Origin of the sequence: Dapis hubbardiae BLCC-M172, from assembly GCF_050016015.1 — a bacterium.
Taxonomy (GTDB): Bacteria; Cyanobacteriota; Cyanobacteriia; order Cyanobacteriales; family Microcoleaceae; genus Trichodesmium.
Genome location: NZ_JBNHEQ010000158.1, coordinates 53,524 through 71,769 on the forward strand (window position 1 = coordinate 53,524; position 18,246 = coordinate 71,769).

At 39.1% G+C, this 18,246-nt stretch carries 10 protein-coding genes; all 10 read left to right on the top strand.

Translation table 11 applies throughout. The annotated features are described in order from the left end of the window. Positions 1-125 precede the first annotated feature (125 nt). Positions 126-1,115, top strand: coding sequence for a HupE/UreJ family protein (locus ACP6PK_RS13870; protein ID WP_426560104.1), 990 nt, complete (start codon positions 126-128; stop codon positions 1,113-1,115). 528 nt (positions 1,116-1,643) lie between these two features. Further along, entirely contained in the window at positions 1,644-3,845 is a 2,202-nt protein-coding gene (locus ACP6PK_RS13875; RefSeq protein WP_426560105.1) for a DUF3604 domain-containing protein, read from the top strand. Positions 3,846-4,027: 182 nt separating this feature from the next. Continuing rightward, complete coding sequence (locus ACP6PK_RS13880) at positions 4,028-5,425, top strand: alpha-amylase family glycosyl hydrolase (protein WP_426560106.1); 1,398 nt, start codon at positions 4,028-4,030, stop codon at positions 5,423-5,425. Between the two features lie 855 nt (positions 5,426-6,280). Then, on the top strand, positions 6,281-7,009 hold the full coding sequence (locus tag ACP6PK_RS13885) for an SDR family oxidoreductase (RefSeq protein ID WP_426560107.1): 729 nt from the start codon (positions 6,281-6,283) through the stop codon (positions 7,007-7,009). A gap of 24 nt (positions 7,010-7,033) precedes the next feature. Beyond that, positions 7,034-7,432, top strand: coding sequence for a VOC family protein (locus ACP6PK_RS13890; protein ID WP_426560108.1), 399 nt, complete (start codon positions 7,034-7,036; stop codon positions 7,430-7,432). A 270-nt stretch (positions 7,433-7,702) separates the two neighbouring features. Beyond that, positions 7,703-8,851: a mechanosensitive ion channel family protein gene (locus tag ACP6PK_RS13895; protein WP_426560109.1), complete on the top strand. Its 1,149-nt coding sequence runs from the start codon at positions 7,703-7,705 to the stop codon at positions 8,849-8,851. 266 nt (positions 8,852-9,117) lie between these two features. Continuing rightward, positions 9,118-9,261 carry a hypothetical protein gene (locus ACP6PK_RS13900; protein ID WP_426560110.1) on the top strand — a complete coding sequence of 48 codons (144 nt, stop codon included), beginning with the start codon at positions 9,118-9,120 and terminating at the stop codon, positions 9,259-9,261. A gap of 212 nt (positions 9,262-9,473) precedes the next feature. Then, positions 9,474-16,454, top strand: a complete 6,981-nt coding sequence (locus ACP6PK_RS13905) for a translocation/assembly module TamB domain-containing protein (protein WP_426560111.1) — start codon at positions 9,474-9,476, stop codon at positions 16,452-16,454. A gap of 217 nt (positions 16,455-16,671) precedes the next feature. Beyond that, a complete protein-coding gene (locus ACP6PK_RS13910; RefSeq protein WP_426560112.1) occupies positions 16,672-17,778 on the top strand; it encodes a class I SAM-dependent methyltransferase in 1,107 nt (368 codons plus the stop codon). Between the two features lie 193 nt (positions 17,779-17,971). Continuing rightward, positions 17,972-18,241, top strand: coding sequence for a hypothetical protein (locus tag ACP6PK_RS13915; RefSeq protein WP_426560113.1), 270 nt, complete (start codon positions 17,972-17,974; stop codon positions 18,239-18,241). Positions 18,242-18,246: the final 5 nt, after the last annotated feature.

An 18,246-nucleotide genomic window follows, 5' to 3' on the forward strand; every position in this document is an offset into this window, starting at 1 on the left:
CTGCTAGCGTTGGGGGAGAAATTCTCCCCTCTCCTTGCAGGAGAGGGGCTGGGGGAGAGGTCTCGCTCCCGATCCACAATTTTAGTTTGAACCCGCTACTACGTTGGCTTTGTCTAATACTCCTGGTGGGTATAACTCTAGGATTTTCTCCTACTCCGGCTGAAGCTCACGGCTTTCAAACCGCCTACCTGGAATTACGAGAACAACCATCTGGTCAAATCAATGTCCTCTGGAAAACACCTCCAAGCTTTGGTTCTGGGGATGATGGCTATGGACCACCAATCGCTATTCGCCCCGTTTTTCCCAAACACTGTAATGTAGCCATTACTCCGGAAGCGATCGCTACTTCTGTTTCTCGATGGACATTAGATTGTGGTGAAAAAGGATTGGCTCAGTCAACTATTGCTTTTCCTGGACTGGTGAAAAATTTTGTGGAAGTGCTGTTGCGAGTGGAATGGGCCGATGGGCACTCCCAAACTACCATGTTGCCCACTGGACAAGAAACGTTTGTGATTCCAGAAAAAACGACTGTGTTTGCTGTTGGGCAAACCTATCTGAAATTGGGAGTCGAACATATTTTCAGCGGTATTGACCATTTGTTATTTGTTTTGGGACTGGTGTTAATCGTTGGCCCCTCTTGGCGTTTGGTCAAGACCATTACTGCTTTTACCCTAGCCCACAGTGTCACCCTGGGGGCGGCTACTTTGGGTTTTGTGAATGTGCCTCAAGCTCCAGTAGAAGCTGTTATTGCTCTAAGTATTTTATTTTTGGCCTCGGAACTGGCTCATAGTCGGATGGGAAAACCCGGACTGACTGAACAATATCCCTGGTTGGTGGCTCTGACGTTTGGCCTGCTGCATGGCTTTGGCTTTGCGGGAGCGTTGACTGAGGTAGGTTTGCCTCCGCAAGATATTCCTCCGGCTTTGTTGTTTTTCAATGTTGGGGTGGAATTAGGACAACTAGCGTTTGTGTTGGGGGTTATTGCGGTGATGGAAAGTCTGAAACGGTTGGGTTCAGAGAACTATCCTCGCTGGTTGGGATGGATGCCTACTTATGGTATTGGGACGATGGCATCGTTCTGGTGTATTCAGCGAATTGTGGCGTTTTGGGGGTAAGGCAATCTATCAATGACAAGGTTCGCAATATCAAGACTGTATTGATTGAGTCCATTATTCGTAGGTTGGGTTGAGGACACGTTTGCGGAGCATTTCCAACGGAAAAACCCAACATTACCAAGATTTTTGTTGGGTTTCCGACCTCAACCCAACCTACATTTTTAGAGCGGTACTAAAAACAGTTTCGGTCTAGTAGGGGGTGCGTTAGACGCCACAAATCTCATGTTCTCATCCGAGAATTCTCAATCCGTCGCAGGGCACCATCCCTTATCCAACGACAGGTTATGGTGCGTTACGCTCCGCTAACACACCCTACTCACTGGCTACAATTCTGGCATCTCGCAATGGCTTGGTAATTTCCACCTCCATTGATTGAGTGTAAGTCCAGCAATAGAGCGATCGCCTCCAACACCAGCGGAGCTGAACGCTGCCTAACCAGAAGCTACCGCCAAAAAACTGAACCTATGGATATCTAGTCCAGGGTTCAAAAATCCCAAAAAAAACAATTCCTATAGGAGTTATCAAAAAATGAATCGAATATTTTCGCAAGTCAAACGGCTTTTGGCCGGACTTTGCTCTCTCCTCTTCCTTGGTAGCATCTTCCTCGGTGCCAACAGCGCCCTGGCAACTCCCTCGATCCCAGGAGAATACGACTTTATATTTGGGAAAGAAACCTCACACTCTGTGCCTGAAGTAGATTGCCGCTTCGACCCCAATGCGGAGTGCTACTCTCCCAATGTGAAGCATCCTCAAGATGTCCTTTGGGGCGATACCCACCTGCACACTATTTATTCCTTTGATGCAGGAGCTGCTGGAACTCTTTTGACACCAGCAGAGTCCTATGAATTTGCTAAAGGCAATGAAGTCACGATTGATGCAGGACAACCCGTAAAGCTTTCTCGTCCCTTAGATTTTTTGGTTGTTACCGATCACACGGACGGATTAGGAGCTTTTGGGCAGTTTTTGTTCAATCCTCCCACAGACTGTGGCTCCGATCAAGAGCAGGTCAATACCTGGTATGATATGACTATCGCAGGTGGAGATGAGGCTGCTCAAGCTCAATCAGAAATTAGCACAGCCTTTGCCGCAGGGAAAGCACCCTTATGTATGTTTCCCTCTGCTGAAGAGTTCCAAACAGCTTGGCAGGAAATAATTGATGCAGCAGAAGCTTATAACGATCCGGGCAACTTTACCGCAGTCATTGGTTATGAGTGGACCTCGTTGCTGGGTGGCAACAACTTACACCGCAACATCATCTACCGAGATAATGGGGACAAAGCCAAGCAGTTAGTTCCTTTCACCACAGACCAAAGCACTAATCCAGAATACCTTTGGGCTTGGATGCAAAACTATGAGGATAAAACAGGTGGTGATGTGCTAGCGATTCCTCACAATGGTAATATTAGCAACGGTTTGATGTTTGCGGAAATCGATCATAATGGTAATCCCTTAACTGAAGACTACGCTAAACGGCGACAGCTTTGGGAACCAATCTACGAAGTCACGCAGATTAAAGGTACCAGTGAGACTCATCCAGAAATATCCGATCAAGATGAATTTGCGGACTTTGAGATTGCAGGTTGGGAAGAAGGCAACCTGGATATGAGCTTCCCAAAACCCCCTGAAACCGATCCCGAGGCCCGCAAAGCGATGTTTGAGCATGAGTATGCTCGTCCGGCTCTGAAAAATGGGCTCAAACTTGAAGCCAGCCTGGGTGCGAACCCCTTCAAATTTGGTCTGGCAGGTTCTACAGATTCTCATATTGCTGTGTCAGCAGTAGAAGAGAATAGTTACATGGGTAAGTTCCCCAATGAAGCTCCTAGTGCCGAACGGGCATCAGAGACTCATGGTACTGGTCGTTTTGGATGGCAGTATGGGTCTTCTGGCTTTATGGGAGTTTGGGCTACCGAAAATACCCGTAAAGCTCTATTCGATGCTATGGAACGGCGCGAAGTGTATGCCTCCACCGGACCGCGCATGAAAGTTCGCTTCTTTGGTGGTTGGAACTTCACTGACTCCGATCTAGATGATCTGGCTGAAGAGGGCTACGACAAAGGAGTTCCTATGGGTAGCGATTTACCTCCAGCACCGCCGATTACGTCTCCAACGTTTATGGTGGCAGCGATGAAAGATTCGGATTCCTATGGCGCAAATCTAGACCGGATTCAAATCATCAAAGGCTGGCTCGATGACTCTGGCGAACCCCAGGAGGAAGTTTTCGACGTGGCTTGGTCTGGGGAACGCATCGCTGATAGCCTCGGCAAAGTTCCCGCGATCGAAAACACAGTAGACACAGAAACGGCAACCTGGGACACCACCAGCGGTGCTGACTACCTCGAAACGGTCTGGACAGACCCCCACTTCGATGACTCCCAACGGGCGTTTTATTACGCGCGGGTGTTGGAAGTTCCAACTCCTCGTTGGACGGGTTACGACAAGGCGTTTTATGGCGATGAGTGGGATGCCGCTTGTGCCGCTGCGGAAGCAGACCCGGAAATAGACATCGTTTGTGATGATATTCCCCTCACCTTACAAGAGCGGGCGTATACCTCTCCGATTTGGTATTCTCCAGCTACAGTAGCGATGGAATCCGAAATCATGCCTGTCAACGCTGTGGAAAAGGCGATCAAACCCACACCCTTGCCTGCCCAACCTATTGAAAATGTGGCTCAAGAAGATTTTTGGGAGACAATTATTCAGCAGGTTGAGAAACGTTATTCAACTAAGTAGATGAAATAAATCTACCCTGGCATCTGACAATGGGTTGGGAAATTTCCCAACCCATTGATTGAGTGTAAATCCAGTAAGTGAGCGATCGCTATTCTCAACTATCCGCTCCTGGCATCTTACAATTACCAATGTATTAAATGAGTGTAAGTCCAGCAATTAAAATAGAAACAGGAATCGTATTTATGAAGACCAAAAATCGTTTAGCTTTCAGTTTTCTCATAACCTGGGTTTGTACCTGCTTCCTAGCAGTAACTATTGGAATAACCTCCAATGCTGCTCCTGCTAAAGCAGATGTTATCTACCATGCTTTCGACGAATGTTTTGCCAACGTCACAGCAAAACTGCCTGAAGTTGAAGCAGCAGGATATAACTATATTCAAATTTCCCCTCCCAATCAAACACCAGGACGGGAAGATGATGCCTGCACTTCAGACAAATATTGGTACTTTCAGTATCAGCCATTTGATTACGTTCTAGAGGGAAATCTAGGTTCGGAGCAAGATTTAAAGGATTTGATTGACGCTGCTCACGAACGGGGAATTAAAGTTATTGCTGATGTGGTATTTAATCACATGGCTAATTATCGTTTCTATAAAGATGTTGCACCTTTCCCTGAAGCATATCCGCTCTACCCAAAAAAGGAATATTTCCGCGAGGCAAAATGTATCGGCGACTATAATAATCCCTACGAAGTTGAAAATAATTGGTTATGCAGTCCTAATGATCAGGAAGGATTGCCAGATTTGAGGACAGACTTACCTTATGTGCAACAGCAACAGCATGAGTATATGCAAAAACTGATGGATATGGGAATTGACGGTTTCCGCTTTGATGCTGTCAAACATATTTCTGTTGAAGATTTAGAGAAGATCGTCGAAGTTATCCCTGAAGATAAGTTTTACTATGGTGAAGCTATTGGGCGCAACTATGACGAGAGCATGAAATATATTCCAGTGTTTCCCAAAGTAACGGATTTTCAACTGGTTAATACCTTGAAAAGTGCTTTTACTTACGGGGGAGACTTGCGCTCTTTAGTTAATCCAGCAGATACTCAGCGTGCTGTACCTGGAGACAATGCTGTTACCTTTGCTCGTAACCACGACACTTGGGCAATAGGACAGTTTGATAATTGGAAATTTGACAAGAACGATTTAGTTTTAGCAACAGCTTACGTTTTAGGGAGAAAAGAAGGAACACCCTTGATTTTAACTTTTGACGCTTTTGAGCCTACAATTGTTGCTGGCACAAAATTTCACGAAGAAATGATGGGAGAATCTCAATACTATCGCAATGGTAACGAAATTGCTGACAGTGCAGATAGTCCTAATTTGCTATTTATCGAACGTGGAGACAAAGGTTTAGCCATTATTAATAAATCTGGCGAAACATTTGATGTTACAGCAGCCAAAATGCCTGGTTTAGCAGTAGGTTGTTACGACGAACTTCAATACGACTTTGAAATGTGTGTAGACTACGGTGATGACGGTCAAAAGTACATTAACAAATGGGGTTCTCCCAATCGTGGTGGGATTGAAATCGGTCCTCGGACTGCATTGTTCTTTGTCAAAAATCAAGAATGAAACCTTTTCACAGCAAGAAAAACTTGTCTGAATCTAAACTGAAATGACTATCTACCTCTGACTTTAGCCAGAGGTACTGATAACTGGCATTTGAGTAGCAACTGTGACAACAGTGACGTTAAGAGCGAAAGTTTTGTGGAATAATGATTTCAACTGTCACTATCCTTTTGCTCCTTACATAGAGTTTAGACTAAATAGTTGAAGACACAATCAAATAAAGGATTCAAAAAATTTAAACAATCAACATTGTCACAACCAAAATCCAGTAGGGAAGTTCCATGGAACTTCCCTACTTGTGGTCTACCAAAATAAAAATCGCTGCAAATCCTTGACATACTCCCGACGTTGCGCTTACGCGACATGACGAACGAGGGATTCTTCAGTCAGGAAAAAAACTGACCGCTGTTTTGACAGAGGTGATGTCCTCCCCCTGTGTTCGTTGACCTTATATCAACTATAACCATCACAACAAAATGCCTCCTACTTGTCAAGGGGATCGGAACATTTTATTTGTGGAGATATCCGAATCTTGGCCCTGGCTTTCCCATACGACGCTCCCCTCCGGGAGAGCGCGGGACTTCCCGCCAGGGAAGTTAAAAAGTAATTGAACGCTTTATAAACAAAACTAATAAAAATAAAACAATTAATTATAAATTTATATAACTTAGAAAGTTATAATTTTCGATTATCCACAGAGAGAGATTACCACTAAACTTGTTATGGAGTCTTTGGATTACTCTGTTGTGCTACGGAATGGGTATGAGATATCTTAATTCGATTTTTGATTAATAAATTCAAAGAAGTCCAAGTCAGTCCAGGTAATCATAACAACGGAAAGTGCTGTATCAAAGGAGAATGATGGATTTAAATGGAAAGGTTGCCATAGTAACTGGCGGAAAACGAGGCATAGGAAAAGCGATTAGTAAAATGTTGCTAAAGGAAGGAGTAAATTTAGCAATGTGTTCAAAAAATGAAGAAGATTTAGACTTACTTGAAAAGGAATTGAAAATAGTTGCAAATAATTCTCCACTTTGCCGTGCTGTGGATATTAGGAACGGAATCGCTGTTTCCTCATTTATTCAAGACGTTTACCGCTGCTTTGGAAAGATTGATATCCTGATCAACAACGCAGCGACAATCCGAACTGGATTACTTGAAGAAATGACGGAAGAAGATTGGGAGCTTTTGATTGATACAAATTTAAAGGGTTCATTCCTAACCATGAAGTATGTTATTCCTTATATGAAACAAAACTCTTCAGGTTCAATTATCAATATTTGTTCAGGTTTAAGTAAGAAAGCATATCCAAATTTTAGTATTCATTGTGCATCAAAGTTTGCCTTGCGAGGAATGTCTTTAGCTGTCAAAGAAGAACTCAGAAAGTATAACATTCAGGTTATGATTCTCAATCCTTCGTCTGTAGATACTGATATCTGGAATTATATAGAAGGAGACTACAACCATAAAAAAATGGTTTCAAGTGATGAAGTTGCTGATAGCGTGTTGTTTATGCTAAAAAATTCAACAAATTGTACTATTGATGAGCTTGATATTGCACCTAGACAAGGAATTGCACTCCAGTAAATAGTTAGAGTAAAAGTGATGATAATGGAACCATTGATTTTTTATATTGTGATATATTCACGCAATCTAGTTGAATTAGATAAGTTCTATTCCAAAATAGGCTTTAATGTTGAAAAACATAAACATGGAGATGGGGATGAACACCTTGTCTGTAAAAGTAGAGATGTATTACTTGAAATATATCCTCTTCCAGATTCTGGCAGCCAAAATCCAACAAAGAATATTAAAATCGGACTCAAGGTACCTTCCCATGCAACTATTTTGAATCAAACTGAGTTTTTTAGACAATACCTTTACAAACTACCAGAAGAAACTCAATGGGGACCAAAAATGAGTCTTATTGATCCTGATGGTAATATCATAGATTTATTTGAATATGCCCAAATAAACACGACTAAGCCGTTGCTTGCTCCGATGGCTTAGAACCGAGGGCATAAATAAGGACTCTGCTTGGACAATGGAGCAGCGATCGATATCAATACCTGTGCTATACAGCAAAGTCCTTGTTTTGTACTAACTACATGAATTTTTAATTAGAAAGTGAGTGGGAAAGAAAAATATATTTTTTAATCAAGAAAATGAACAAATTATTACAGCAAATAGTGATATTGCTTCCTATCGTCGCAATGACTTAATGACTTAGGTTTTGCATAAGTCGTGTCTTAAAAAAATCAATTTGAGAAGATATTAATTATGGAACAAATTTGGAAGAGCATTCAAAACAGTCTTCAAAACAGTCTTCAAAACATTGATTACTCTGGTTTGACCATTGTTATTCTGAAAATTGTTGCTGTTATTGTTATTTTAGCCTTCACACAGATATTAAGAAAATTTTTTGCCACAGTTATTATTAAGCGCATTGAAAGAGTTGTGAGCAAAAGCAAGACATCTTTAGATGACGACTTAGTTGCCATCCTCAAGCCTTCTATCAGTTTGTTAATTCTTTTTGGTGGATTATGGTTAGCAAAAGTTATTGTAGAAGAAGATTTAAGTCCTCAAGTAACGAAAGCTTTGGATGGATTTATCAATATTATCACTATTTTTATTGTAGCTTATGTTTTTTATAGAGCATCTTCACTGCTAGCTCAAATTATTGCTAATTATATACTCCGGACTGATACTGAACTAGATCACTTACTAAAACCTTTCTTGCCAAAGATTTTTCAAGCTATCACAATTATTGTACTAGCTTTGAAGATTAGTGAGCTATTTTTAGGACAATCTGCTGCTGCCCTTGTTGGTTTACTTGGAGGGGCAGGAATCACCTTGGGTTTGCTTTTTAAAGACCTACTTTATGATTGGTTTTGTACAGTTGTTATTTACTCTGATGCTATTTATCAAGAAGGCGATTCCCTGGTCATTACAGGATTCCAAAACATGGTACAAGTCTTAAGTATTGGTTTTAGAACCACAACCCTTCACGATCCTGTCTGGGGTTCTATTACGAAAATGCCCAATTCCAAAATGATTTCTGGAATCGTTGCCAACTGGTCACAAAATGCTTCTGAAGAAGGGAAATGTGGGATTAATTTGCACCTACAAATTGATGGGATTTCAGCTCAGAAAACCAGTCGGGTTTGTGAGGAAATTGAGAAATTGCCAGCATTGATTGAAGGGTGTTATGAAAAATGTTTAGTCAGGTTTAAAAAATTTGAACAAAATGCCCGTGTCATCGAAATCAGGGCTCATGTCGAATCTCTTAGGTTTTATTTTGCTGCTGAAAGAAAATTAAACTTAGCAATATTAGAACTCTTAGAAAAGGAGGGAATTGATTCTTTGTATGTAAAATTAGAAACCGATCCCGTGAGAAACAAGCGACAGGAACAATCTGCTAATAATTAACTTTCACTAATTATTCCTAGTTTTGATCGGAAAAGATGATCGAGTTCTCTAGTGACATTAGAGGAATTTGATTACCGAAATATTGTGGTTTAAAGCCTCCCCTTTTAAGGGGATAATAAATAAAAATTTTCCTGTTCGTCAATCCTCTTCTTTTCAAGGAGAGGTAATTCGCGCATTCTTAATTCTTGAAATTATCATTTTGGTGGTTGTGCATTTATTCAACGAAAGGTTATGGTGCGTTACGCTTCTGATAACTGATAACTGAAATGACCCAACTATGTTCTAAACTACCTGCCGACTATGCCAGCGAAAGCCAACTTGTTTTGAAGAAAACTATCGGCAAACTGGTAGGCGATCGCGTAGTTCAGCTTTGCAGAAATACAAGTTATCGATCTGTCAACGGCTGTTAATCTCTATAAATGATGTATAGTTTAATACGCTTGGCTTTAGTCCTGATTAAAATAACAAGATGCTATTTCCAAATTAAAAATTAAAAATTTAAAGTAATAAGTAACGATTCAAAAGTTAAATTCTAGCTATGACTAAAATTGATAGAATCTAGCAGCTATAGTTAAAAGAAATTTTAAACTTTTAACTATAGCTTTTAACTTTTGAATTACTTATGACAAGCACCCCAGAAAATCCCAATGACCAAACAGACCTTTCCACCCCCAGAAAATGGAGACGAATAATAATTATTAGTGGTCTGGGATTAGTTACTGTTTCAGTAGCAGGGGGAATAGCAGTAAGTTGGTGGGTCAAAGAAGGATTAGCTCCAATGGTCAGTGACAGTCTAACCAGACTAATGCAAAGACCAGTCCAAGTGGGAGAACTCAGAAAGTTTGGCCTCGGTTACATAGAATTTGGCCCTTCGTCCCTACCTGCGACCTCAACTGACTCAATTAGTGCCTCTACAGAAGTAGTCAAAGTCACATTTCCTCTTGGACCAATTTTATTCAAAACCGTAAAACTGGATATTACATTCGGAGAATCTCAAGCAATTGTACAGCAAGAAGCTAATGGTTCATTTGCCATACCACAATTAGCACAGTTACCTCCTCCACCATTAGATATTGACATTGAAAAGCTAAGTTTCCCCAAACTAAATGTTACTATTGAGCCGTCGGCAAAGGGAAAATCTGCTACTCCCATTCTGTTAGATTTAAGCAAAAGCGAAGTTCTCGCTGAAGATGAAGAAGAACGTTGGTTAATAAATCTTAATGGCAAGGTTTTAAATGGTGGTAATTTTAAAGTTAATGCTCATGCTAATCTTAAAACTTCCGTTATTGATGCTGATGTTGTAGCAAAAAAACTGCAATTGCCAATATTTGCTCCTTTAGCATTAGCTATAGAAAATATTCCTGATATATATGTAGAAAGTGGGGAGTTAGATGCGAACCTCCGCGCTCAGGTTAAAATATCTGAAAATATTGCAGATATTTTGCAGGATGCTAGAGGAAAGGTTAGCTTACAGCGGTTGAAAGCTAATACTGATATTTTGAGCAACTCAGTTAACCTAAATACGGTTGCTAATATTGCTTGGCCAAAAGTTAATGTCGAAAACTTAAATGCGAACTACGGGAACATTGGGTTAAAAGTTCGAGGTGCAGCGGAAACAGCAAGAGACTTAGACTTAGAAAATATTAAACTTGATTTGCAGGCGGAAGTTTTGCCTGTTACTTTCGACACTCTGTTTAATACTGCGACAAGAGAAATTAATTTACTCTCGAATAACACTACATCAGCAGAAACGAGAAAGCAACTTCAACAAATTCGTAGTCAAATTCAAGAATTCAGACCTTTGGTAGAAGGAGAAGTAAAAACTGATGTTAACCTTTCTGGAAGTTTACTCAAACCAGTGGTGTCAGGAAAAATAGAGAGTACGGAAATTACAAGAGTTGACAGGTTAAGATTTAAAGATATCGCTACGAAGTTTACTATTAGTCCTGAGTTAAATCAAGATTTTCAACTTGTTGATGTGACTGCTGGTTTCTCCGACTTACAAATTAATCCAGTAGTGGGAGGTAAAATTAGTGGAAAAGGAGTTGTTATTCTGGAAGAAGGAGTCAGGAGTCAGGAGTCGGAGGAAGTTAAAAGTCAGGACGTAGGGACGTTGCATGCAACGTCCCTACATTTGTATTCAGCATCTACACAGAATCAGGAACAAGAAACGAAATTTAACCCAATAGTTGACTTAGACTTGCGGGTGCAAAATTTACCAGTGGAAGCGATCGCTCAACAATATGGTTTTACTTCACCTCTTCCCATAGGTGACTTTTCTACGGATGTTAAAATTGCTGGTCCGCTAGAAACTATTAAAGGGCAAATTCAATGGCAGTTACCAAAAGCGGTTTATCCTTTGAGTGGTGCAGTTGATATTATTAATAGTCAGGCAAATATTAAAAATACTATTGTCAGAATTGGTGGCGGAACGGTTAATATTAATGGCAATGCTAACTTGGAAAATTGGCAAATTAACGCTACTGCTAATCAAATTAATTTAGATAATTTAGAACCTTTACAACCTTTGGGTTTACCATCAGGATTAGAAGGTCTTGTTAATGGTAAAGCAAATTTTTCTGGTCTGACAAGTAAGTTTTCAATTAATAGTATTAATGGAAATGCGAGCGGGCTAGCTAATATTGCTGGTGGTCAAATTAATCTGAATGGTGAAGTAAATAATGGTAATTGGCAAGGAAAGGGAACAGCTACTCAACTCAGTTTAAGTTCTTTAGAAAGAATTGCCAGAAATTCAGATATTCTGATAAGTCCTAATCCAATATTATCTGGTCAAACTGATGGCAGAATTAATGGTGAAGGAACTGTATCTGGGAATCTAAATAATTTAAGTTTGGCAGGAGTAACAGGTAATTTTGACGGGAATGTTAATCTTGCTAATGGCATAATTAATGCTAGTGGCAAAGTTAATAATGGTGGTTTCCAAGCATTAGTAAATACTGAAGAATTGCCAATTAATCCTTTACTAGATTTAGGCTTATCTGCGGTAAATTCAGGAATCATCACTGACCAGCAACAATTAAATCTAATTAAGACAAATATTCCACGAGTAAAATCTCTCAACGGTCTGCTAAATGGCAAGGTTAACTTATCAGGAAATTTAACGAACCTTGACCCAGAATTTTTAAAAGAAAATCTCACAGGAGATTTAACCGGAAATCTGAAAATTGAAGCAGGAACAATTAACGCCACAGGTAACTTAAATAGAGGAAATTTCCAAACCACAGTTAACACAAATCAAATAGCTCTAACTGCCGTAGAAAAATTATTTGCACAAACAGGAATAGTTTCTCTCAGAAGCAATATTTTACCAAGAAATACTGATGGAAAAGTTCAAGGTGGAGCGACGGTATCTGGAAATATTAATAATTTAACTCCTGAAGGAATTACTATTAATGGAGATGGCAAAGTTATTATTGCTGGAGGAACAATTAACGCTGAAGGAAGATTAAATCAAGGAAATTTTCAAGCCTCAGTGAATAGCAGTAAATTAGCAGTAAATCCTCTTTTAGATTTAGGTGAGTCAATTTTAACATCAGGTTTAATACCAGTAGAACCTAATCAAATCCAAACTATACAAACTCAAATTCCGACTGTTAAATCTTTAAATAGTCAAGTAAATTTCAATGCTAATTTGTCTGGAAGTTTAACAAATTTATCTCCAGAAGCAATAACCGCAAATACTAAAAGTAAGATATTTATTGATGGTAATGAAATTGATATTGATGGAAGACTGAATCGAGGAAACTTTTTTGCTGATGTAGAAACAGACAAAATTGGTTTACGTCGTCTAGAACAAACAATCAGAAAAACTGGTTTAGTTGCCATTCCCCCTAGCGCAACTTTACCACCAGGAATAGAAGGAGAACTTTTTGGTAATCTCAGCATATTTGCCAACTTAAATAATTTGAATCCTAAAGCTATTGCTGCTGATGGAAGTGGAAAATTAATAATTGGAAATAACACAATTAATGCTACTGGTAAATTAGATAAAGGAAATTTTGAAGGAGTAGCGATCGCTGACCCTATCCCTCTAAGTTTTGTCAAAAAAATAGCTAAAGAAATAGGAGTAGTTTCCCCAGAAATTTTAAGTTCTTTAGACACAATAAATGGGAATATTCTTGGTAATGCGAAAGTAGCTGGAAATTTAGATAATTTAAACCCAGAAGCTATAGCTGCTGAAGCAGAAGGAAAACTAATTTTTGCTGAGGGTGGAGCAGTAAATATTAATGGGGAATTAGTTGGTCAAAAATGGCAAGCTGTTGTAGTAGGAGACGAAATTCCTTTAGAGCAGTTTTCCGCAGCAATAGAAAAACAAGAAGAGGCAAAACCAGCGGTTGCTGCGATTAGACAGGCTCAACAATTATTAGGTCAAGCCGAAAATTTACCTGTAATTGGAGGATTATTTAATAGCAAGATTGACTTATCAGGAAGTCTAGCAAATTTAACTCCAGAAGCAATTCAAGCCCAAGCAAAATTAACACTTTCAGAATTACCAATTATTCAAAAATCTTTCAATGGTTTATTTAGTTGGAATCAGAAACAAATAGAAATAGAAAAAGTTACTATTCCGCCAGAAGTTAGTGCTGATGGAATAGTAGGTGTAGATTTTCCAGCACAAAAACCTCCAGCTATTTCTGGAATTAATATTAACGTTAATTTGTCGGATTTTAATTTAGCGTCTCTGCCAATAGACAAGTTGACAGAAGATTTATCCCGTAGGGGCTTGGTCTCCAAGCCCTCCGAGGAATTATTAACAGGTAGAGTCAATTTTGATGGTAAAATTATCGGTGAATCTATTGCGGATTTAAACTTAGTTGGTGATGTAGCTTTAAGAAATTTAGCAGTAAATGCAGTAGATTTCGATTCAGAATTATCAGGTACTTTGAATGCTGGAATTACTCAGGGAGTAAATGTTAAAATTGCTGGTAATAATGACCGTCTGGAATTGGTGTTAGATGAGACATATTTTCCCACTGCTTTCTTAGTTAAACGCGACCAAGCAAAACTTGCAGGAGTTACCGAAGGAGAAAACTTTTTAGTAACATTAGAAAAATTCCCTCTTGGTTTATTAGGTATAGCACCAGCAGAGCAATTTGGTATCGGTGCAGTTTCTGGAGAAACATCAGCAAAAATAGCTCTATCTAATTTGAGAACATTCGATATTAACTCTATTAAAGCAGATGGAAATTTAGAGGTAGCAAAACCTAGCATTGGTTACATAGATGCTGAAAGTTTCACCGCCAAAATAAATTATGGAGAAGGGAAAGCAAATCTTAATGACGGCACATTGTTATTAGGTGAAAGTCGATATGTCTTGCAAGCAATGGTTGATATTAATTCACCCACCAACCCCAAATTTGCAGCGACTCTCAATATAGAAAAAGGAGAAGCGCAAGATATTTTGACTGCGCTCCAATGGTTTGACTTAGAAGATATTGGGCGAGGTATAGCAACTCCAAATTATGCTAGTGCAGCAGATGTACAAACATCAGCAGCAGGTTTTCCAGAAAATACGTCTGTAATTATGCAGTTGCGTCGGTTTGCCGAAATTCAAGCGTTGCTCAAACAACAGCAAGAAAGTGAACAACCAAACTCCCCCATACCAATACCACCTCTTGCCGATCTAGATGTCACTTTTTCGGGAGAAGTAATGGCAGAAGGATCTTTGCAGTCTGGTATTGATGGGAAATTTGATATCAAAGGTAGTGGTTGGAATTGGGGAATTTACAAAATAGATAATTTTCTCGTACAGGGTAAGTATGAAAATGATATTTTGACAGTCAAACCTTTAGAAGTGAAAGCAGGAGAAGCATTCTTAGCTTTTAATGGAGACTTGAGTCTAGAAAATCAAACTGGGAAATTACAACTCAAAAATGTAGACTTAGCAGAAATACAAAAGTTTGCTCAGAGCTATGTACCGCCAAATATCAATATTACAGGAAAGTTAAATTTAGAAACAGAATTAGGCGGAAATTATCAAGACCCCAGAGCTATAGGTGACATCAATATAATAGATGGAACCTTAAACGAAAAACCTATTGAAAACGCCAAAACAGATTTTAGTTACAGAGCTGGACGACTGCGTTTTGGTGGCGGTCTTTCTATAATTGGAGACCCCATTTTATATAGAGGTGATGTACCCATTGAATTACCCTTCGCTACAGTTTCCGCAGGCAGCGATATAATTAACGTTAGCGTAAATGTCAAAGATGATGCCTTTCAAATAGTAAATATTTTGACTGATCAGGTAACTGTAGACTCAGGAAAAGGAGATGTGTTGTTGAAGCTAAAAGGAACATTACAACAACCACAAGCAGAGGGATATGCCAAATTTGTAGATGTTAGTATCACTGCAGCAGCATTTCCTGAAGCTTTAACAGACTTAGGAGGGACAGTTTTATTTAATGGCGATCGCGTTAAAGTCGAACAAATTAAAGGAAATATTAGTGATGGTGTAGTTGAAGTTGTTGGTGCTTTACCACTATTGGAACCTTTTAGTAGCGAAGACCCAGATATCAATAACCCTCTGACAATTACCTTAAACAAACTTAACGTAAACTTTCAAAAAGCCATTCAAGCTGGTATTGATGGCAAAGTAGTAATTACAGGTGCAGGTTTGCAACCAGACGTTGGTGGTAACGTAGAAGTATCCCAAGGTAAGGTATTTTTAAATGAAGCAGCAGGTTTAGCTAGTGAGTTTGCTGCTACTGGAGAAAATCAAACAGATGGAGCAAGCTTTGGCTTGGGAGAATTTGAGATCGGTCTGAATAATTTCCAAGTAACTTTAACAGATAGCCTACAAATGATTAGTCCAGGACTAGCGAATTTTCAAGCTATAGGTGATTTAAAAATAAATGGCACCCTTAGCGATATTCGTCCCAGTGGTACAATTAACTTAGAAGCAGGTACAATTAATTTATTTAGTACAGATTTACGTTTAGATCGCAACTATAACAATACAGCTAAATTCATACCAGATAACGGACTTGACCCCATTTTAGATATACAGTTATTAGCATCAGCTTTTGAAACTAGTGGCTCATCAGCACCAAGAAATGCGTCGGCATTTTCGGCTGAAACAATAGATGCTCCATCACCCGGAACATTGAATAGTAGCCGAAAAGTCGAGATTATGGCAACAGCAAAAGGACCCCTGTCAGAATTAGAAGATAACCTAGAGTTGACCAGTTCTCCGGAACGCTCGGAAACACAAATAGTTAGTTTGTTAGGAGGTAATATTGTTGATACTCTTAGTGCGGGCAGAAATTTAGCATTAGCAAATGTAGCAAGTGTTGCTCTATTTAGTAACATCCAACAAGATATTATTGAAGCCACGGGATTAAGTGAATTTCGGATCTTTCCTGCGACTATTCCTAAAAGTGGCTCGCAACGTGCTTCTAGTTTGGGTTGGGGTTTAGAAGTTGGTATTGACGTAACTGATAAATTTGGAGTATCCGCGACTATACTTGATGCAACAGAGTTGTCTTTGGATTATGAAATTAATGATAAAGTGCGCCTCCGTGGAGGTAGTAATTTTGATGATAATGCTGTGTTGTCAATTCAGTATGAAACTAGATTCTGAATTTCTTAATTAGGGAAGAAGGAAGAAGGGAAAAGGAGTAAATTTAGACTACATAGAAACCGGGTTGATTTAGGAAATTTCGTGGTTTAAATAATCAGGGCAATAAACCCGGTTTCTATACTTTGAGAACATCCTTACATTCTTTTCGGGAAATGTTTATTGACTAACTGCAAGGATGTCGGTAAAATATTCGTCAGCGTTTTAGTAAGACAAAATTATGAACACAAAATTGACTCATTCTATGCTTCCACAAGCAAATCACGATGAGTTAGCAAGACAAAACTTTGTCAGAAGTTTAAGAAACTATCTGTCTAGCAAAATGCGACATGACTTAAAGTTGGTTTACGAAGAGACTGTCAAACCCCAATTTGAAAAAGAAAATCAACGTTCCCCTAAAAATCGTTATGAAATTCGGCAGGGGATGCAGCAACAACAATACTATAAGTGGTACAGTAGCTGCAAACGTACTACCCAAGAAATGATGTGGGAATCAGCAGTTACTACAGTCGAACGTCAATTACCAGAATTAGTAGAACGAGCAAAGGATGAAGCAGTACCCTTGGGAACACTTACCCTAAACCCGGAATTAAAAATTCCTACCTATCAAACTGCTGTAGATACTCATTGTATGCCAGGAGGATATAACGGCGAATACACTCAAGATGATATATCTGCTGGTGCTATCTATGATTTTGGAGTTCATATTGCCATGAGAAACCCTGAGTCTCTTCGCGATGTCAGAGGTCAGACAGTTATCCATAAATTCTTGAAGCAGCAATACCCAAATTTTCAGCCTACCAAAATTCTAGACATGGGTTGTACAGTAGGTGCTAACACTTTGCCTTATGTAGATGCTTACCCAAATGCTGAAGTTTATGGTATCGATCTAGCTCCTGCTATATTACGCTATGGTCATGCACGAGCAGAATCTTTAGGAAAACGAGTGCATTTTAGCCAACAGAATGCCGAGAAGACTAACTTCCCAGATGAATCATTTGATTTGGTAGTAAGTCATATTTTCCTACATGAAATACCTGTGCCAGCAATTAGAAATGTTTTCCGCGAAAGTTATCGTTTGTTAGCTCCAGGTGGAATAATGATACATCAAGATGCGCGTTTATATCGTCATCTAGATTTATATACTGCCTTCCTCTACGATGAAGAAACAACTAATAATAATGAACCATTCTGGAGTGCGATGCGAGATTTAGATTTAGTAGCTGTCGCACGAGAAGCAGGTTTTTCCAGAGATAGTCTCATTGAAACACTGCTCGAACAAAATAATGGCAGACAGTCATTCATTATTGTTGGTACTAATATTTGAGAATTGATAATTATTAACTTTTGTATTTAAATTATAAATTCTGGTAACATTTAGAGCGAAAAGACAAACAAAAAAAAGATGATTCCTATATGAGAATTGAAAATGTAGAATTGAGAATTATTAAACTTTCTATTTCAATTCATAATTCATAATTCTGGTAAGATTTAGAGCGAAAAGACAAACAAAAAAAAAGATGATTCCTAAACAAGCAAAAGGTAAACGACCAGTTTATTTAGATAACACAGATAACGATAAATTACTGGCAATAATAATGGCATTAGCAGGAGAAGTTTCTGTATTGCGGGAACGCCTAGATACAATTGAAAAATTAGTAATAGCTAAAGGTATTATTTCCTCCGAAGACATTGAAAATTATCAGCCAGATGCACAAGTAAATGAGGAAAGGGAGCAATGGAGGGCTGAGTATATTGCTAGAATACTCCGAGTCGTGCAAAATAGTTAATTGGT